We start from the raw sequence: 18,441 nt of genomic DNA, 5'->3' as shown, positions 1-18,441 counted from the left end.
CTGTCACCGCGTCGCGAGCCCCTGCTAACGGTGGTGGTGCCACCAGTAGAGCGCGAGCGTTCCGATACCGCTCAGACTCGCCTTGACTACCACCCGGACCAGCTCATCGCCAGCAGAGCGCAGAAGGCGCCCGAAGTGGCGACGCGCCGAATGCTCCGCGAGTTGGGCGCGCCCACGGGCGCTGACTCGGCAGATGCCCTTCGATACCGAACGACTTCCAGCCCGCCGCCTAGACTCTCCGTTGTTGGAAATGTTGACCTCCGCATGTCGACGTTACTGACGGTGATGACGGCCTCCTGCTTAGGACCAGGGGGCCGTCGCCGTATCCGACGAAGACCCTGTAGGCCGCGCCACTGACATTAGCCAGCCGCGACTTTGGCGACGAATGCCGCTGACCTGCGACTATGTTGAACCGAGCGGAGTATGAACTCCATGCGTGTCAACATGTGTTGATGGCGCCCCCTCAGGAGAAAGCCCTCGACTCGCAGGACGACTTCCCGGATAGGCTCATGCACGTCGCCGTACGAAGGATCAGCGAGGAGAGGAACGCCACCTCGCACACCGAGCGACTATCGCTGGCAGGTGAGTTGCGAACCGCTGCCGAACTCCGCGTCTTGAAGGAGATTGCCCGATGCAGAGACTCGGGCGTGTCCTGGGCAGATATCGGCGCTGCACTCGGAGTCTCAGGTCAAGCCGCTCACCGGAGGTACAGCAGCAGGAGCGTTGCTCTTGACGGGGACTACCTCTTGGATCAAGTGGTCGCCCAACAGTCTGAGGATGACCAGGTTCAAGAGCGTGGCCTTTGACGCCTGCTATGAATCGGCTGGCACAAACACTCCAGCCGCGCCGTCGTCATCGTCGGGCCGTTCCTTCTCGGCTTTCCAGATCAGACCGTCCACCTGCCTCGCGATGTCCGTCCGCACCGCGTCGACCATGTGCTGATACCGAGCGGCCATCGCGGTGGTCGACCACCCCATGAGCCCCATGACCGCCCGCTCGGGGACACCGAGGATGAGGAGCACCGTCGCGGCCGTGTGGCGCGCGTCGTGCAAACGGCCATCCCGGACCTTCGCCTCTGTCAGAAGGGCCTTCCACTCTGACCAGTCCCGGCGGTGGGACGGACTACGACCGTGTTCGTCCGGGAAGATAAGGCCGTTCTCCTCCCAGCGCTTCCCGGCCGCGTGCCGCTCCGCTTCCTGCGCCTTGAGGTGCGCACCGAGTAGGTCAACAAGCTGTTCGGGGAGACCGACCGCACGACGGCCGGCGCGGGACTTGGTGGTGGACAACTCCGGGTTAGTCCGCCACCTCTCCGGGCAGTACCCGGCCGCCTTGCGTCCGCAAGGCTCCGCGCACCCGTGGGCGTACTGCGGCCGGTGGCGACTACGACGGACAACGAGGAACCCACCCTCAAGGTCCACGTCCTCCCACTTCAGCCCCAACACCTCGCCTTGACGCAGTCCGAGGGCGAGGGCGACGGCCCACCGTGCGGAGTTGCGATGCTGGTCAGCGGCCTTGAGCAACCGCTGTACCTCTTGGACGCTGTAGGGCTCCACCTCGTACTCCCCCGTCTTCGGGGCCTTGGCCAACTGAACGGGGTTCTTGCCGAGATGCCCTCGCCGTACGGCTTCATTGAGGGCAGTCCGGAACGTGCGATGCACCTGGTGGGCGGTCCCCGGCTTGCTGCCGTTGGCCTGCATGTTCGCGTAGAGCACCTCGATGTGCTCGGGCTTGAGCCGGTCGAGACGGTGAGCCCCCAAGCCGGGGATCAGGTGCCTCCGCACGGCGACGCGGTACCCGACCATCGTGTTGTCGTTGACGGCGAGGAACGCAACGTTCTCGATCCAGTGCGTCAGCCACGTCCTGACCGTCCACGCCTTGCCCGGCTTCCGCACCGTCTTGGCATCGCGCTGCTTCTCCAACTCACGTACAGCGGCCGTCACTTCGGCGCGGGTCTTCCGCTCGACATGGCGCCGGTCCGGCGTGCCGTCGTCTCGGATGCCGACCGTGACGCGGCCGTGCCACTTGCCGTCTTTGCCCAGGTAGATAGAGCTACGGCCGTTGGGCTGTCGGGTGCGCTTCTGTTCCTCTGCCACAGGCAGACTCCTGATTCTCGATGTGTCGGGATGAGACCGGGGCGGCGGGCTGTCCTGTCCGGGAGTGCCGCCGCCCCGGGCGTGGTTAAGCGGCGCGCTGGGCCGCGCGTCGGCGGGCGAGGTATTCGGCGGGTGCGTCTGCGGGGACGCGACGGAGACGGCCGATGTCGATGGACTCCAGCTCGCCGGTGCGGATGAGTGCGAAGCAGGTGGTCCGGCCGATGCGGAGGCAGCGGGCGGCTTCTTCAACGGTCAGGAGAACGGGAGTCGGGTCATCCGCCTCGGCAGGTGGGGCGGCGTCGTCAGTAGCGATGGTCATACAAGGCCTCCTCAGGCCATCGGGGGGTCCCTCTGGGGGGCGCTACCTCCGCTACCGCCGCTACCGCGCAGGTCAGGTGCCTGTTCGGGGTAGCGGGACGGGGTAGCGGTAGCGGATGGGTAGCGGGGCGGTAGCGGAAACCGGGGGCGGTTGCCGCTACCGCGTTATCGCTGGTCAGGCCGCGCTTTCGGTGCCCGGTAGCGGAGGTAGCGGACTTTCCGGGGGTGGGGGGCAGTAGCGGCCCCACGCGTCGTGCAGATCGGTGGCGTAGTAGCCCTTGAGGACGCTCCCGGCGGTCTTGATGTTGCGGGAGGCGATCGGCTCGGTGTCGGCCGTCATGTATTCCGCGAGCATCTTCGACAGGCGCCGGCTGTCGAGCGGCTTGCCGTTCAGGTCGGCCCACGGCGCGTCATCGAGCGCGTTGAGCCGGTCCAAGATGGCGATGGTGGGCAGGCGGTCAATACCGACCAACACGTGATCGCGCAGGTCGGTCAAGAGCCGGACGCCGAGACTGCCTTTGTCGTTGGCCTTGGACGCGGTCACCAACATCACGCATGCCTCGCGCGCCCTGGTAGGCCAGTCACCGCCGGCCGCGTCGGCGATGGCGAGCAGGGGTTCCCAGACGTCCGCCGGGCGGTCGCTGACCCCCTCCGGCATCTCCGGCCATGCGCCCATGACGAATCCGCGGGCGTGTTCGGCCCATTCGGCGAGCCGCTCGCGGAGCTTGTGGCCTTCCGCCTCGTGCAGACGGGCGCGGAACGCTTCGATGCGCTCGTTGCGTGCCCGGCGCCGCATCCGGATCACGATCGAGCGGGTCATGATCGTGTCGGGCAGGTGCCCGAGTCCGGCGACCGCGACGCCGCAGTACGAGGGGAAGGCCTGAACGGTCTGATTGCCGCCGTCGCCGATGCACCGGTAGGTCACTCCGGTCCGGCGGTGACCCGCGTTGAGGAACCCGCGCAGTTCCTCGTTGTCGCCCGCCTTGGGGCCGAAGACCGTGTCGATCTCATCGAAAAGGATGGTGGGCCGGCCGTTCGGTCCAGACACCGACCTAAACAGGGCGGCGGCGGACGCGTTGACGGCCGTCATCGGCTCCGGCACGAGGGTTTCCACGATCTCCAGTGCCCGCGACTTCCCCGACCCGGGCTCCGGTGACAGGAACGCAAGCCGCGGGGTGGAGTCGAAGCAGTCGAGCAGGTGAGCGTGTGCGTCCCACAGCGCCACGGCGACGTAGGCGGCCTCGTGCGGAAAGACGTTGAAGCGGCGGTGGAAGGCTTCCACCTCGTCCAGCAGTGCGGAACCGTCGATGACGTCGGTCATGCGGCGGCCCTCCCTTCCAGGCTGGTGCGGAGCGGGCAGGTGTCGCGGTGGGCTGTGTGGTCGGCGATCAGGGCGTGGACCTTGCCGTGCCCGACGGCGCTGCGGTTCCAGCCGCACAGGCATTTCGAGGTCGCGGTCGGGACGGCGCCGCGCGGCGCGCAGATGTGCAGCCACGCGACGGGGTACCGGCCGTCGCCCGGGTGCGGGTCAGGGCGAACAGCAATGGGGACGCATACGGCGACGCCCTTCGGCTCGCCCACGGCCGCCGTGTCCACAGGCTGTGCAGCGGCGTGCGGACCGGTCGGGGTGGTGGTGATGCTCTTCAGCGGGGGATGGCGGTGGGTGCTCATGCCGCATCCCGGCGGTTCTGGTTGTGGGCGATCGACCAGTCCAGCGCGCTGCGCAGGGTGGAGCGGCACTCGGACGCGGACAGTCCGGCCGCCTCCCCCGCCTCCTGAAGAGCCTGTTCAACCACGTGCCGGGGGAGGTCGCCCCATGCGACGAACCGCCCCATGGCGCGTGCGGCGCGGAACAACGTCGCTTCGCGCTCGCCGACTTGAGCCCTCGCGACGTTCCGCGTCTCAGCGGCGAGTGCTACATCCGCGTATCGGCGTGATTGCCCCGCTACGGCCACAGATGGGGCCTGAGAGTGCTTGGGGGCGGGTTGCAGGATGCTGTGGAGCCACGAGGGCAGACAGGCGACCACGGGGCCGCACAGCGGCTCGTAGGTTCCTGCCAGGGTGGTGCTGCCGGCGGCGACGACGTAGCCGCCCCATGCGCGGGTGTCGACCGAATCGGCAACGGTGCCCGCGGTGTTGGCCATCCGGGCCCCCAGCGGGGTGGAGAAGTAGAGGTGTGTTCCACCGCTCGCGGTCCGTACCCGGTAGGTGTCGGGGACGGCGTGCCCGGCGCGCTCGCAGAGCGCCCTGAAGGTTGCCGCGCCGTCAGGCGCGTCCGAACTGCCCTTGTGCTCTGGCGTGTCCAGGTCGATGACCAGCAGTCCGGAGGGGCCGGTGGCGATGCCGACGTTGAACGGTCCGTGGGACCAGGTGGCGCGGATGCGGTCGGGGTCGGTCGTGGCGCGCTGCTCCCACTTGCGGTGGCCGCTCGCGCACACTCCGGTGCGCGGGCAGGAAGCCTCCCCGTGCAGGGCGGGCCGCTTGGTGTCGGGGCGCAGGGGGAAGACGGGCCAGCCGCGTTCAGCGGCGGACAGCGCTGCGGCGAGTAAGGCCTCTCGCCGGTTGTCGGTCGGTTGGGTCATGCTGGTTGTCTCCAGTTCCTTGCAGGGATGCTGGTTGGTCAGGGCGGCCCGGTTCTTTGGCGAGATGCGGGGCCGCCCTTGGCATGGCTAGCTGTGGAAGTGGTTGCGCTTGATCACGGCTTTGCGGATGTTCACCGTCGTCCCGCCCTGGTGGCCGTTCGAGCTGAGGATCTGTACGGCGATCCATCCGCCGAAGATCACGGCGGCGAGGGTGATCAGTTGGGTGATGAGCGCGGTGAGCGCGGCGATGAACGTCGTCAGGACGAGGAGCCCGCCGCAGACGGCGGCGAATCCGATGCCTCCGAGGGCTACGTTCACGGCCGTGCGGGAGACGGGCGGCTTGGCCGCGACCGGTTCGGGCTGGACGGGGTTGATCGCGTATCCGGTGACGACTCGCCCGTCCGGGAGGACGATGCTCGCCACGCTCGGGACGGTGCCCGGCTGCATGGCCGCGAGGGGTGCCGGCGTCACGATGGCGGGCGGGAAGGGGGTGGGTTGGTGGACTTCCACGGCGGTCACGGGCCGCCTCGTGGTGGGGTGTTCGGGGTTCATGCGGAATCCCTTCCGGTGCTCGGTCAGGGAGGCGGGAGCACACCCTTGGGGGTGGGCTGTGGAGGGGGTTTTCGGGGGTCTGACCTGCGGGCCTCCCTGACTCCCTGATGGATCATTTGTGCAGCTCAGGGTCAGGGAGGCGGGTCAGGGAGGGGGTGAGGGAGTTCTCCCTGCCTCCCTGACCCGACGGGGGTCGGCTCCCTGTCATCCGTCGGCGGAAGCGGAACCGTCCGTGTCGCGGTTGGCGAGGGCGCAAGCGACGCGGTCACGGCTGACGACCATGCGGCCGTCGGACTTGTAGGGCTCCGCGCCGGCGTCCTCCAGCACGCGCTTGAGGTCCAGGAACGACCACCCGCCGTAGGCGTCCTCGTTGAGGGCTGTGAGCCGCTTGAGAACGTCCTGCGTCTTCAGTCGCGGCTTGTCTCCGAGGACGGAGGCGATGTCGGCGAGCGGATCCCGCTCCTCCCCGCGGTCGATCACCGTGAGCGTGGTGACCCTGTCCCGCAGAGCCTTGGCACGGTCGGTGATGGCTTGGGCCGCGTCGTCGTCGACGTAGTGCGTGCGCACGGTGATGGACGACTGGCCCTTGGGGATGTCGATGCCGGACGAAGCGACCACGAGCGTGCCCTGATCCAACCCGGGCCGCAGCAGGTTCGGCGCCGCGCCGCCATCGACGGCCTTGTCTCCGAGCGCCATGCGGGCCTGCGACTCGGTGCCCAGCGCGAGGGAGGCGCGGGTGTGGGCGCCCTCGCGGACCAGCTTGGGCAGGTTCTGGTCGGTCGGGTCCTGCGTGCCCTGCCACATCAGCACGTTGACCGCACGGCCCTGGTTGTGGATCTTCCGGACGGCCATGAAGTACCGGGAGTTGGCCTTGGCCCCGCCGTAGGGCCGCTTGTCCTCGTCCTTGAGCGGGCACATGAACGCGACCTGCGCCTCATCGACCAGCACGATCAGCGCGGGGAACACGGTGCCGGGCGGCGCCTGGATCCGGCGGTTCATCTCGTCCACGGCGTCTTCGACCATCTCGGTCACCTGGATCACGTGCTCATCCGTCGGCCCCTGGATCAGGGTGGCGGCGAGGCCATCGAACATGGCCCAGTCACCCACACCCTTGAGGTCACCCATCAGGAACTGCACCGACTTGTCCAGCGCCAGCCACAACGCCAGGGAACGCAGGGCAACGGTCTTGCCCTGGTTCGACAGACCCGTGATCAGCAAGTGCCGCTGATACAGCGACAGTGCCGCCGCGTCACCGCGCAGGTCCTGACCCCACGGGGCGCGGCCCTTGGCGTAGTCGGCGGTCATCGTCTCGTCGGTGACCAGCGGAGACGGCCCGATCGGCTCATCCAGCGCTCCGGAGTCGGCAACCCACAGGCGAACGGTGCGGGCGGCCTGCGGGATGGTGATGAACACTTCGTGCTCGTGCCGGGTCAGGTTCTCCGCGAGCTTCCGGCGCCGGTTCTGCACCTCGATCGTGGACACCCCGGACGGGAGGGTGACGTCGACTTCCACGCCACATCCCGCGATCCGGATCGGCCCGAGCATGCTCGCGCCGGCGTCACCCATCTCCTTGATGGCGTTCCGCAGCGCGGGCACGCCGAGGTCGCGCAGGGCCTTGACCACGATCGACGGCGTGATCGGCTCACCCTCCCCGTTACGGACGTTGGCGGGCAGCGCCCACGCCGGGGCGGCCTGCTGCTTGCGGCCGACAGCCCACAACGCGAGCAGGGCGAGCAGCGGACCGACCGTGACCAGCGGGCCCCACACCACTTGCACGATGGTGACCATGAGGCGGATGAACTCGATCACCGCCATCAGCGGGGTGACGACGTCCGCCGCGTCCTTGTTGGCGATGGCCAGGACGACTCCCAGGGCGACCAGGGATCCGATGCCCATCCCGGTGCCGACCAGCGCGCTCTTGGCCGCGTCGATGGGTGAGGTGAGCAGGTCCATGCGGCGCTGGTGGCGGGCCTGGCGGTAGCGCTGCCCGCGCTCCTCCCACTCCGCAGCGACCTCATAGTTCCCCGCAGCCTCCGCGGCGCGGAGCATCCGCTCGTACCTCGAGGCGGTCCGCCCGTCCCACGTCCGCTTGGCTGCGATCCGGGCGCCGCCGGCGACGTAGAGGGTGTGCCGGGCAACCGCGCGAGCAGCGGTCACAGTCCGCTCGTGCGTCACGGCCATACGGACGGCCCGCCCGGACCGCAGCCACAGCGGCACGGGCTTGGTGGGTGCCGGTTCGGGGACCACGGTCAGGGTGGTCACGGGCGCCGGGTCGGTGTTCTTGTGCAGGTGAACGACGTTCTCATTCATGCTGGAGGTCTCCTGTACTGCCCCGCTCGGGGCCGCATGGGGTGACGCCGGGGTGGCTGGTTCCTTGGCCGGGAGAGGCCACCCCGGCGATCGAATGCGAGCGTTTTCAGGCGGCGTTGGCGCCGGGAACGATCTGGTCGGCGAGGTACTCGCGGCTGTACGCCTCGCGCTCTTCGTCGGCGAGGCCCCGCTCGTGCTCGCGGGCCTGCCGGCGGGACTGGCGCTCGACCTTGAAGGCGTCGCGGCGGTCACGGATGATCCGCTCGCGGACGCCCTTGCGGGAGAACTGCATGGCGTGGACCAGCTCGTGAACGAGGGTGATGGCGAACTCACCGGGGCTGTCGTTCTGGTCGACGTTGATCAGGACCAGGACCGAGCCATCCATGAGCGGGACCGCGCGTCCGGCGACGTCGCGGGGCCTCGCGCGCGGCGTGACGCTCCTCGCGGTCCCGGACGCGCTTGTCGACCCCGCCGGCCAACTCGGCTTCCGCCGTAGTGGCCAGCTCCGCCATGCCGCGCGGGTTCGTGAGGGTGATCTGTACGTCCGGCATCCGGCCCGGCACGGACCGGTTGACCAGCCGCGCCGCAGGTTCCGCGAGCTGCTTCGCGGTACGGAGGGTGGCGCGGTGGCCGAACAGCTTGTGTGTGCTGACTGTGATCTTCACGGTGGAACTCCAAGGTGGGATCGGACAGTTCAGGCGGTGTGCTGGGGTGTCAGGTCATGCACCAGCCGGAGTCGCATCCGGAGTCCCATTCGTCGAACGGAAGCGTGTCCACGCCGTCCGGGATGGCCTTACGCAGCGGCCGGTTGAAGCGGGTGAGCCAGACGTGGTCTTTGCCGAGTTCGTCGCGCCGGCGGTTGAGAAGTTCTTCGAGCTGGCAGGCCCGCTCGAACAGCTCCGGATCGTTGCGGCGCATGTCGTGCCAGGTCTCTGGACGGTGGAACGGGCAGAACCAGCACGACGACTTCGGCGGCACCGGCAGCCCGGCGCTACGGATGATCCGCGCGCAGTCGATACGCCGGATCCCGCGCTCCAACAGCGGATACTCGATCCGCTCGTGCGGCTCACAGCGTCGCTTGTTCGCCCGATGGATCTCGTCCAGGCTGATCCCGATACCGACCGTGGCCGGTGATTGCTTCGTCGCACCGCGGCGCTTGAGCTCATCGCCGACGACCTTGATTTTGAAGCTCGCCGTGCACGAGCGGGTCCCAGGGGCCCCGTTCGACATCCGCACCGGGATCTTCAGCGACCGCGACCCCTCCCGAGTCAGGTCCTGATACAGCGTGCGGACCTCACCCGAACGCTTCATGACCCGGTCCAGAACGACCAGCTCAAGACCATGCTGTTCGGCATAGGGGATGGCGTACTGGTGCAGGTAGCGCAGCGTGCCGGGGTGCTCGGAGTCGTCCCCCACGTTGGCCATCAGGAACGTGCGGTAGTCCAGCTCACCCGTAGCCGCGAGGACCAGGGCCGCCATGGACTGCACACCGCCGCCAAAGCTGAACGACTTCACCGCGTTCGTGGTGGGTGTGCTCATTCCGCCACCCCCGCCGTGCGGGCCCGCTCGGCAAGCAGGGTGTCCCGCAGCATCCGGGCGTTCGCCGGCGACGTGCGAACCGTGCGGCGGATGCCCTCCGCCGTGACCTGCCCGTCCGACCAATCGGCCGTCACGCTGCGAGCCTCATCGAGCAGTTCAGCCGCCGTCCGACGCGGCCTGGCCGATCGCGCCACTTCGGGAACTCGTCCTGTGGCGCGGCGGGGTCGAGTCGACTCAGCGGCCGCCGGGCGCCGCTCGATCGCGGCGACCTGAGTCGGCGCCAGGGTCGGGAGCGGCTTGGCGAGCGGGGTCGACTTCAGGAAGTCGACCGTCACCGGATCGGGCATCCGCACCGGGAGCGCCAGGGCGGGCGCCGGGGTCGATACCGCGAGGTCAGCCGTAGACCCATTCCTCAGTATCTCGGTGGATTCCTCCGCATTCGTGACTGGTACCAGGATCGGTGCGGGGCGGTGGTGGAGAACCTTGGCGACCAGATCGGAACCGAAGTAGATCGACCCGACCGGAAGCGACGTCGCCAACAGGACCAGGGCCCAGTTGGCGGGGTCCCAATCGGCGAGGCGCGTCCAGTCGAGTTCCGTGTCGTGCAGCTTGGGGACCAGGCCGTGAACGTAGTTGAGGACCAGCGAGGCCACGGTGTAGGTGCCCAGCACCCGCAGCGCGAACGTGCGATCGCGGCCGGCGAGCACGAGCGTGGCGACCAGGGCCAGGGCCATCAGGCCATCGACCACGAACGGGTAGAGCGTCGCGGCCGTGTCGTCCGCGCCGACCGCATTCGCGATGTCCCTGAGCGCGTTCCACGAGACCCGGAACGCCATGGCGACCACGGCGACCAGAGCCAGCACGAGGGCGGCCCTGCCTTTGCGGTGGAGGTTCATGCCACACCGCCGGACGTGCTCGCGCCGGCGCGGTTGGCCTGGTCGCGTTCGGCGGCCAGCACCCGGCGGTAGGCCCGGCGGATGCGCCGGATGTCCAGCTCGGTCGGCGTGCGGTCAAGGGTGGTGATCTGCGCCTCGATCAGGTCGACGTCCGCGAGGATCGCGGGCATCTCCTGCTCGATCGCGTCCAGCTCCGCGTCCGTCGGTTCCATGAAGTCGGCGAACGCGGTAACAGCGCCCTGAACAGTGACGATGTTGTTCATGGGTCGTGGTCTCCCTAGCAGCAGGCAACGGCCCGACCAGCGGCCCCGGTGTTCGAGCACCGGGGCCGCGCGCCGTTGAAGTCGGTAGATCCGGCTCCCCTCAGCGCCGCTCGTACGAGACGAGCAGCGGAGGCAACCGGCCGCCGCAGCGAACGCAGCGGAGGGTGAGGTGGAGCGTGGGTCTCCTTCAGGGATGCGGTTCCCGTATTAGGTAGAGCCGCCATTCCTGGCGAAGGCGTATGGAGACGTGACCTTTCGGTCTAAGCCCTCCCGAATGACCAGGGTCGGGTGCACCCTCGGCCCGCTCTGTCCCGGGCCCCTTGACCTCAATGCGCCCTGAAGCAGGGCGCATTGAGGTCCAGCGCCCTCCGGTCGGCGAACCGCCGGTCGGGCACATCCCTAAGGTTCCCTAGGGTTCCCTGCGGTGTCAAGCGGTAAGCTAGGGAACCTCAGGGAAGTGACGACAAGGAGCCAGCGACATGGCAGGTCAGGCCGACAATCGGGCGCCGTACGCGAAGATTGCCGCCCACTACATGGAGCTGATTACGTCTGGTCAGCTACAGCCGGGAACACTCTTGCCGAGCATCAAGAACCTCTCGGAAGAGTGGAAGGTGAGCACCGCGACAGCCGAGAAAGCCCTACGCAAGCTCCGTAACGAAGGACTTGTCCGAGGCATCCACGGCATCGGCACTGAGGTCCTGGACCAGCCGGCTCCGATGTCTTCGGGGTCTCAGCGGCAGGACCGGGGACGCCGCACTGGCTCCAGTTGGGGCGCGGGCGAGAGGTCGGATTCCCACCAGGCTGCTGTGGTGCCAGCCCCCGCTGAGGTGTCGCAAGCCCTGGACATTGAGCCAGGTTCGAACGTTGTCCGCCGTAGCCGGGTGTACAGGGATCGGCACGGCATCGTCGCTCACAGCACGTCGTGGATTCCCGCTCAGTACGGAAAGCTGATCCCTCAGCTAGCAGCGAGTGAGCGGCTCACGGGGGGAACCTCGCTCCAGCTCATCGCCCAGGTGACCGGCCACCCGATCAGCCACCGCATCGACACAGCCTCAGCACGTTCACTGACTCCGGAATACGCACGGCTGCTAGAACTGGACCTTGCCAATCTGCCGGCGGAACCGGTAGTCGTGATGACAGCGAAGTTTGTTGACAGCGAGGGCAACATTGTCGAATACGGCGTGGACCTCGGTGGGCCCGGCCGGACATGGCGCACAGAATCGGAGGTCTCCCCGTGACGGTCGTGGACGACACGCTCGTGAGCGTGCTCGAAGACCGCCTGGGTGCACTGCTTGCGGCTCACAGAGCTGGCACAATCTCGCCCGAAGCCGAAGCAGAGATAGCCGCCATCTCCCGAGCCATGACGAGACCGATGTCCTCAAAGTCGCCGTTCTGTGTCCTGATGGCCGGGCTTCCCGGCTCCGGCAAGACCACCCTCTCCCGCGCTCTCACCGCTCGCGGGTTCGTACGACTGTGCCCGGACGAAGAGATGTACCGCCGGCACGGCGTCTATGGAGTGGATTTCCCTCGGGGCACCTTCCCCACCCTTGAGCGGCCAGTCCTCGAAGACGTCGCGGTGGAACTCCGGGAACAGCTCAGGGAACGTCGCAATGTCGTCGTTGATCACGGTTTTTGGACCCCAGAGGACCGGGCCAGGTGGCGTGCCATCGCCACTGAGGCCAGCGCGACCCCAGTACTCGTCTACCTCGCCACCAGTCATGACGAGCTGTGGGCAAGGGTCGACAGGCGCAATAAGTTTCACGCGGACGATCCCAACTCGATCTACTTCTCCGAGAGTGACCTAAAGCGGTACCGCAGTCGGTTCATCCCTCCCACGGCAGACGAACCGCACCTGTCGTACGACGGCGACCCTGCGGTCGTGATCGCAACACTGGAAGCAGCTGGCCTGTGAGCCTAACGCTGAAGAGTATTAGAACCGCCAGGTCTTGTTGACATTGCCATGGCTATGCATTTGATCCAGGAGCGCCCAGAAGGACTGTGCGATCGCGTCTGGCGAATGGAAATCGTTGACCTCGACAACCCTTGCCACAATTCGATTATTTTTGGCTTCCTGGATGACTGTACGGGCGGCAAGGGGAGATACTTCACCAGAGGAAACAAGCAGGAACCCATTCATCGGATGGCTAGAAAGCATCTGCTCCACATACTCGATGTCGCGGCTTGTAATTTTGCGCGAGAAGTTCTTAAACTCGATTCCTACGATGCCTTGTGGCGTATTGGCGATCAGGTCAGGCGCTAGGCCCTTGTTTGTAATAGGTTGCGAGAATGTGACCTCTGGAACAATAATTCGAATCTCGTGCACCAATCGGTCGAGAAGCGTCTTTTCGACTCCCTCAGAGGTTCTCGCAATAGCCTCCAACGACTCTTCAGAGACGCTCTTATCCACAATCCGAGCGGCGCGCTGAAGAAAAGCGGCTAGCCTTTGCTGGTAATATTGGCCGCCTACAGCCGACATCTCCCGAACAAGCTCGACTCGCGGCCCGATAGTGCGCCCGCTTTGCCTCCTGTACCAATCTTCTTTGACGTCGTTCGTGATCATTAGGACGGGTCCGGGGTTCGCGCGAACCCTTTCAATTAGGTCCAACCATAGGAGGGCATCGCCATACTTGTTGAATTCCTTTTCGGAGTCGAGATATCCAGGTGGAGTTCTGTTGGCGTAGCGCTCTTCCGCCAATTTCTCACGCGCAGCCACCGCATCTTCCGACGGCTGGCCCCCAAGTCGATCCGTGAGGATGCTTTCCCACTGCTGCAATACCGGGTCGAACTGCAGCGCATCCTCCAACCGTCCGTCGCGGCCGCCGCTGAGACGATATACCGACGAGACCGCGTCCTCTACGTGCCGCATGATCTTTACACGCTCTTCGTCAGTTACTACAGGATGCCCTTTCAAAGTATCGAAATGACTTTCAAGCTTTGTTATGGCATCCGTCAACGGCTTCACTAGGCCCTGGTAAACCTTGTCCTCACCGGCTATGACGTTCGGGCGATTCTCGAAGAACTCCCATGCAGCTTGATAAGGGATCCAGAGTCGATCCCGTAGGGATTCCAGGACGGAGAACGTCTGTTTCCGAGCATCAGCCCCCAGTTTGTATGGCGCAAGTAGAACATTGGCGTCGAGGACAATAGTCCCAGTGGTGAGAATTGCCTGGTATTCGTCTTCCGTTGGCGAATAATATTCGTTGAATGACGTGCGCATGGCCGCCCTCTCGAATCCTAAGAGCGCTTACCAACAGGGATCTGCCGGTAAACCGCTAGGGGCACGACGGAGAATCCAGGGTACTGCGGAAGGTCTGAAAATCCTGATGCGCCCATGAAGCCCAGGAATCGGTTAACAAACTTGGCGGCTTTTCCTCGCGCGACGCGACCGGATTCGTCGGTGAACGATCCGGCTCCGTCGAAAATAGTGGACACTTCATCAGCGTGGTGCCCGATGCTCCCGACCAGAGTCCATTCTTGCTCCTGCGTTCCATATCGCGCGAAAAGAATCTCTGGGTCGCTGTCCAAGTACTGGCGCCCTTCATTCAATCGAACGCTCACCGAGTACTCGAAGTCCTCGACCGGAAAGAAGTTCAGGTGAAGTCCGGGCGTAAAGAGCCCTCGCGCGATTCTAATCATGCTGCGCAAATTCTCACTATTGAAATCATCGGCATCAGAAAAACTGAAATCTGGAATTCTATCCTCTAGTTCGTTCGTGGAAGTCGGCTTCCTGTTTTTATCCTTACTCTTGTTCATTCTCTTGCGTACAGCGGGCGGTAGAGTAGCGGGCTCAGGGGTGTCTGAGTCGAGGCCCTGGAATCCTGTAACGGATGCTGCTAGGCCGGCGAAAGACGCGGCAACGTACCGCGCGTCGAAAAGGGCGCCGGGTGCGGTGAGGCGGATGAGTGAACCGGCGGGATTTTCCGCCTTAAGGGCCCCTGATGTCCAGTATTCCGGGGACTTGGCCTTCTCTGTAATGTCCCGCACGAGGTCTTCGGAGTTCAGTGATTCCTCAAGGCTGGGGAAGAGTGAATCCGCGAGCGACTTGTTGATGCGCGATTCATCCGAAGCTTCGTGGTTGTACGGCGCTCTGCTCTCTGCATGTCCGTGCCTGACGGTTCGCTCCGCCGCGCTCGACGTCTCAGGAACGCTTCCCTCGACTTGCGCAAGGATTGAGCGCACCTTCTCGACGTCGACGTACAGAAATTCACGGATCAGCATGTAGCCCCCCTCGTTGCCCTCAATGGTGCAACAACCTTTGCGTGCGGTCTATGCGTTCGGCGACATTGCGGAGACCCCAGCCGCGGAGTGGTCCTCTGGGGAGTTGAGGTGCGTTACCTCAGAGCTGGCCGAGCGTGCCTCGATGGCAGCGTCCGACAGCGTGCCGTACCACTCATGTGCACTCGGCCGGTTGGAGAGCACCGCCTGGGACGGAGGTTCGTGGCAACGTCGACGAAGACCCGTGGACTCATCAACAGGCGACGGACTAGAGACAGCGGCACTGCCGGGGGCGCTCGAGCCGTCGGCAACTGTGGGGCCCGCGCCTACGGAACAGGACGTGCCGACCGCCGTCGCGTACGAGCGGCTGTGCTTCGAGGGCTTCACGAGCAGACTCCTGCCGGCGGACATAGCAGCCCGTCCTGGCGGGTTGCCAGTACAACCTGCTTCAGGGTGAGGGGGCGTCAACCTTGCCGGAACTGCCCCGAGGGCCTGTACGGTACCGACCCACATCAGAGGAGGGGGAGCGCGCGTGTCTGAAGTGAGTCCGCACGGGTTCGAGCTCGAAGGGATCACGCATGACTGGCAGTTGGGAAGGATGCCTGAGACAGAGCAGGATTGGATTACTGAGTACCGGCTCTTACTCAAACAAGACGTGCTCAGGCTGCGCATTTGGAGTGACAAGAGTCAAGAGGTGGAAACTCTTACCCAGCAAGTAGTTGCTCCTCGGGAAGAGAAGCAGCAGCTCGCAGCTGGGCAAGGTCAGCCAGTATTTCATCTCGGTAAGCGGCCAGAGACGCCTAAGGAAATCGACGCCGAGGTGCGCCTTCGCGAGACCGAGCGGCGCTGGGAAGTGGAACTCGAAGATCGGAAACATCGGGCCGACCTTGCCTATCACCACTCAGGTCTTATTCGACGTGCAGAGAGTGTTCGCGGCTGGGCATTGGTGGCCGTGGTCTTCTCGATCATCGCCTCCCCTTGGGTGGCCATGATCGCTGGGATTGCCGCAAAGGACTTCAGCCTCTACATCACCCCGGTTACTGGGATCGCTGGAGCCATCATCGGTTACTGGTTCGGCCAAGGGCAACAGAATGATCTTCGACCTCCGACGATCGCTGACTCTCTGGCCCCTACGCCACGGTCAGGGCCACAGGAAATTGCACCGGACCAGCGGTCTCGGTGACCTGCCGAACCCCTGTTCCCCTCCGACAGGTCACCGCTTCACGAGCCAAGCCGCGTTTTGACGAGGTGGTGACCTCACCCGCAGGATTCCGTGGGCCTGGATTTCTTGTCTGCCCTGTACGGGGAAAATAGGGGTGTGATCTTTGCATTGAAAGATTCAGCGCTGTATTTTTGAAGCGCCATCAACGGATCTCGCTTCCAGAACTGATTGGAAGAATCTTGAAAGTAGAGATCTCCAATGCGTATCGGGTCATCTGGTGAAATATTTATCGGGGAGATCTCCTGCTTGCATGCAGCGATAAAACCAAAATTATAGGCGTATACAGGCTCCGGCTGCTTATTTTTCGTGAGAGTGACTACAGCGTTTCGGATTGGAGTTGTCCCGGTATTCGCTATTTTCAATTCGATGTATTTTCCATTCTTGTCCTCAGTGACGGTCAAGTATATTTTCGAGGCCTCCCTCTTTTCCGCTGCTTCGCTTGCATCTCGGCTCTCCATATAAACTACAATTGAGATAGCGACGGCGACCACGGAGACGATGGCAGTCACCCAGGTGGCCAGGGTGTTGCTGCGTTGGCGTCGCTGCTCCAGTTTGTCTACCGCTCCTGATGCTCGACGCGCGTCCGCTCGACTCATGGACCGGTTGTATCGGATTCGGCTGCGCCCTGCTGGCGGTTTGCTCGACCCGCCTACGGATCAGAAGGTTGCAGGTTCGAATCCTGCCGAGTGCACACAGCTCAGAAGCGGGTGACGTCAACGCCTACGTTGGTCACGCCGACGATCTCATAAGGGCGTACGACTACAAGATCTCTTCTTTGAGGTCAGGGCACCAGAGCATCGTCCACCCGATCCGCAGCCGTCCCGGGTTCGCGCGAATGGACTCAATCGAGACAGACACCGAGAGGCGGCGGACGACGACAGCCACCGCCAGCGCGCTGGCTCAGGGCGCTTGTTGTCCTGGTTCTTGTCCAGTGCGCCGACGGCCGCCACCGTTCGCAGCCGTACGCGCACGCCCTCTGAGCTGCCCCATGAACCCCTACGAACGCCCCCGGACAGCGATGCGCACAGTTGGAAAGCGTGTTGGCCCGACCCCCACGAGGACGCGTCTTTACCTCTCGGTATCAGGTCGTGTGACCGATGCGCCGCAACCATTCGGCGTAGCGCCATGCCAAGGCGTCTCGGTGGGGAAGGCGAGGCAAGGCGAGCTTGGGGTGAACGATTCCGAGCTCATCCAACGTCGGGCCCTCCGGGCGCACTTCTGCCGTCAGTGTGTCCGGGTTGATGGCGAACAAGTGGGCGTCAAACGCACGGTGAAGGGCGGCGTTCATGGGCAGGCCGTTCCGGGCGTCAGAGCTACCGCCATCGGCGTCGCCGCGCAGGTGAGCAGCTTCGATCATCTCTGGAACGGCGATGCCCGACAGCGTGCAGCGGGGCCCGTACCGACGGAACACTTCGATCTTGAAACGCGCTTGATCCGGGCGTATCGTCACCGCCCCTTGCCGCTTCCGCCTGCGGTTGCCCTCCAGTGAGAACGGCTCTTCCTCGGATCGGTCCCGGTCGATGATGCGCTCGGGCGGAGCCTCGCCGAACCTGACGAGGAACAGGTGACTCTCGTCTTCCCATCCCTCGACCCAAGCGAGCTGTACACCGCGGAAGTCACCAACCTCGCTAATGACGAAGACAGGAATCTTGAGTTCGGCGGCGGTCTTGGTGGCGTTGACCTCGGCGAGGTCATGGCCGGGGCGTCCGGTGACAGGGTAGTGGTAGAGCACGCCCGTGTCGCTGAAATCGTCCGGGTAGTGCTGCCCCGTGTGCTTGAGGCCAACCGCGACGCCGGTGGGATGGACTTTCTTCGTGCGAGCGGAGTCAACCCAGATGCCGCGGAAGTTTCCGTATGCCCCAACGGACCGTACGGCGTCGGGCGTGACGAGACCGGCCTCGTTCCGCCGACTGACGAGGTCCTCCCATACAAGGAGTCGCCAACTTCGCTCCGCATCCACCGACTCGGAGTGGCTGTCGACGATGGTGAATCCAAGTCGGCGAAGAACCTTGTTCGTTGCAGCCTCGCCACCGTCGAACTGCTTGTTGTTGAGCGCTCCCGTGGCAGGGTGCTGGTAGCCGTACGCCACGCCGGCGATGGCCTTTGCGTCGTACAGGCGGCCGGCGTGGCTAAGGAAGTACTGAGTGGACGGGCCGAACTTGTACCGCTTGCGAAACGCGAGCCCGCCGAGGTCGTCGAACTCGGCGAGGGCCTTCTCGACGGCTCCGGCATCCGTAAGGTCTTGGATCTTCAACCCGCACCCCTGTGTCGTTGGCGTTGGGTACGAGCGTAGGCAACACCGCTGACAACGGCGCTGCCCTCTCGGTCTAGGTGGGGCGCGTCTCAGTTCCCGTCTCATTCATCGCCGTGCTCGAGCGTTCGGGGCCGTTCTCGCAGCCCCAGCCGATGCAGCGCCCGTACGGGAATGAACGCTGCTGAACGCTTCCGGAT

19 protein-coding genes are annotated in these 18,441 nt (G+C 65.1%); 4 read left to right on the top strand and 15 right to left on the bottom strand.

Features of this window, described 5'->3' with window-relative positions:
• Positions 1-452 precede the first annotated feature (452 nt).
• Positions 453-806: a hypothetical protein gene (locus ABTX78_RS15835; RefSeq protein WP_352207370.1), complete on the top strand. Its 354-nt coding sequence runs from the start codon at positions 453-455 to the stop codon at positions 804-806.
• Positions 807-812: 6 nt separating this feature from the next.
• Here the strand turns inward: ABTX78_RS15835 and ABTX78_RS15830 are convergent, their stop codons facing one another.
• The 11 genes from ABTX78_RS15830 to ABTX78_RS15780 all read right to left on the bottom strand — a co-directional run bounded on the left by ABTX78_RS15830 (position 813) and on the right by ABTX78_RS15780 (position 10,553).
• Positions 813-2,093 carry a tyrosine-type recombinase/integrase gene (locus tag ABTX78_RS15830; RefSeq protein ID WP_352207369.1) on the bottom strand — a complete coding sequence of 427 codons (1,281 nt, stop codon included), beginning with the start codon at positions 2,091-2,093 and terminating at the stop codon, positions 813-815.
• A gap of 85 nt (positions 2,094-2,178) precedes the next feature.
• Entirely contained in the window at positions 2,179-2,412 is a 234-nt protein-coding gene (locus ABTX78_RS15825; RefSeq protein WP_352207368.1) for a helix-turn-helix domain-containing protein, read from the bottom strand.
• A gap of 174 nt (positions 2,413-2,586) precedes the next feature.
• Positions 2,587-3,732: a DUF3631 domain-containing protein gene (locus ABTX78_RS15820; RefSeq protein ID WP_352207367.1), complete on the bottom strand. Its 1,146-nt coding sequence runs from the start codon at positions 3,730-3,732 to the stop codon at positions 2,587-2,589.
• Positions 3,729-4,082, bottom strand: coding sequence for a hypothetical protein (locus ABTX78_RS15815; protein ID WP_352207366.1), 354 nt, complete (start codon positions 4,080-4,082; stop codon positions 3,729-3,731). Before ABTX78_RS15815 ends, ABTX78_RS15820 begins: the two co-directional genes overlap by 4 nt.
• Positions 4,079-4,993 (bottom strand): bifunctional DNA primase/polymerase, encoded by a 915-nt coding sequence (locus ABTX78_RS15810; protein WP_352207365.1) that lies wholly within the window; start codon positions 4,991-4,993, stop codon positions 4,079-4,081. Before ABTX78_RS15810 ends, ABTX78_RS15815 begins: the two co-directional genes overlap by 4 nt.
• A gap of 87 nt (positions 4,994-5,080) precedes the next feature.
• Positions 5,081-5,545 carry a hypothetical protein gene (locus ABTX78_RS15805; RefSeq protein WP_352207364.1) on the bottom strand — a complete coding sequence of 155 codons (465 nt, stop codon included), beginning with the start codon at positions 5,543-5,545 and terminating at the stop codon, positions 5,081-5,083.
• Positions 5,546-5,749: 204 nt separating this feature from the next.
• Positions 5,750-7,855: an FtsK/SpoIIIE domain-containing protein gene (locus ABTX78_RS15800; RefSeq protein WP_352207363.1), complete on the bottom strand. Its 2,106-nt coding sequence runs from the start codon at positions 7,853-7,855 to the stop codon at positions 5,750-5,752.
• 106 nt (positions 7,856-7,961) lie between these two features.
• Positions 7,962-8,240 carry a hypothetical protein gene (locus ABTX78_RS15795; RefSeq protein WP_352207362.1) on the bottom strand — a complete coding sequence of 93 codons (279 nt, stop codon included), beginning with the start codon at positions 8,238-8,240 and terminating at the stop codon, positions 7,962-7,964.
• A gap of 329 nt (positions 8,241-8,569) precedes the next feature.
• Positions 8,570-9,394 (bottom strand): phosphoadenosine phosphosulfate reductase, encoded by an 825-nt coding sequence (locus ABTX78_RS15790; protein WP_352207361.1) that lies wholly within the window; start codon positions 9,392-9,394, stop codon positions 8,570-8,572.
• Entirely contained in the window at positions 9,391-10,290 is a 900-nt protein-coding gene (locus tag ABTX78_RS15785) for a DUF2637 domain-containing protein (protein WP_352207360.1), read from the bottom strand. The genes ABTX78_RS15790 and ABTX78_RS15785 overlap by 4 nt, the downstream gene beginning before the upstream one ends.
• Positions 10,287-10,553: a DUF6284 family protein gene (locus ABTX78_RS15780; protein ID WP_352207359.1), complete on the bottom strand. Its 267-nt coding sequence runs from the start codon at positions 10,551-10,553 to the stop codon at positions 10,287-10,289. Before ABTX78_RS15780 ends, ABTX78_RS15785 begins: the two co-directional genes overlap by 4 nt.
• Positions 10,554-11,032: 479 nt before the next feature.
• On the opposite strand from ABTX78_RS15780, the gene ABTX78_RS15775 reads away from it, so the two are divergent.
• Positions 11,033-11,791 carry a GntR family transcriptional regulator gene (locus ABTX78_RS15775; RefSeq protein ID WP_352207358.1) on the top strand — a complete coding sequence of 253 codons (759 nt, stop codon included), beginning with the start codon at positions 11,033-11,035 and terminating at the stop codon, positions 11,789-11,791.
• Positions 11,788-12,465 carry an AAA family ATPase gene (locus ABTX78_RS15770; RefSeq protein ID WP_352207357.1) on the top strand — a complete coding sequence of 226 codons (678 nt, stop codon included), beginning with the start codon at positions 11,788-11,790 and terminating at the stop codon, positions 12,463-12,465. The genes ABTX78_RS15775 and ABTX78_RS15770 overlap by 4 nt, the downstream gene beginning before the upstream one ends.
• Before the next feature lie 18 nt (positions 12,466-12,483).
• Here ABTX78_RS15770 and ABTX78_RS15765 read toward each other — a convergent pair whose 3' ends face one another.
• A complete protein-coding gene (locus tag ABTX78_RS15765; RefSeq protein ID WP_352207356.1) occupies positions 12,484-13,770 on the bottom strand; it encodes a PIN-like domain-containing protein in 1,287 nt (428 codons plus the stop codon).
• A 17-nt stretch (positions 13,771-13,787) separates the two neighbouring features.
• Entirely contained in the window at positions 13,788-14,771 is a 984-nt protein-coding gene (locus ABTX78_RS15760; RefSeq protein ID WP_352207355.1) for a DUF6414 family protein, read from the bottom strand.
• Positions 14,772-15,300: 529 nt separating this feature from the next.
• On the opposite strand from ABTX78_RS15760, the gene ABTX78_RS15755 reads away from it, so the two are divergent.
• Complete coding sequence (locus ABTX78_RS15755; protein WP_352207354.1) at positions 15,301-15,951, top strand: hypothetical protein; 651 nt, start codon at positions 15,301-15,303, stop codon at positions 15,949-15,951.
• Between the two features lie 74 nt (positions 15,952-16,025).
• Here ABTX78_RS15755 and ABTX78_RS15750 read toward each other — a convergent pair whose 3' ends face one another.
• Both ABTX78_RS15750 and ABTX78_RS15745 read right to left on the bottom strand, forming a co-directional pair.
• A complete protein-coding gene (locus tag ABTX78_RS15750; RefSeq protein ID WP_352207353.1) occupies positions 16,026-16,499 on the bottom strand; it encodes a DUF8453 domain-containing protein in 474 nt (157 codons plus the stop codon).
• Between the two features lie 572 nt (positions 16,500-17,071).
• Entirely contained in the window at positions 17,072-18,244 is a 1,173-nt protein-coding gene (locus ABTX78_RS15745) for an HNH endonuclease (RefSeq protein WP_352207352.1), read from the bottom strand.
• Between the last annotated feature and the right edge of the window lie 197 nt (positions 18,245-18,441).

The organism is Streptomyces sp. NPDC096193, assembly GCF_040302905.1.
Lineage (GTDB): Bacteria > Actinomycetota > Actinomycetes > Streptomycetales > Streptomycetaceae > Streptomyces.
This window is presented reverse-complemented; position numbering and strand designations above follow the sequence as displayed.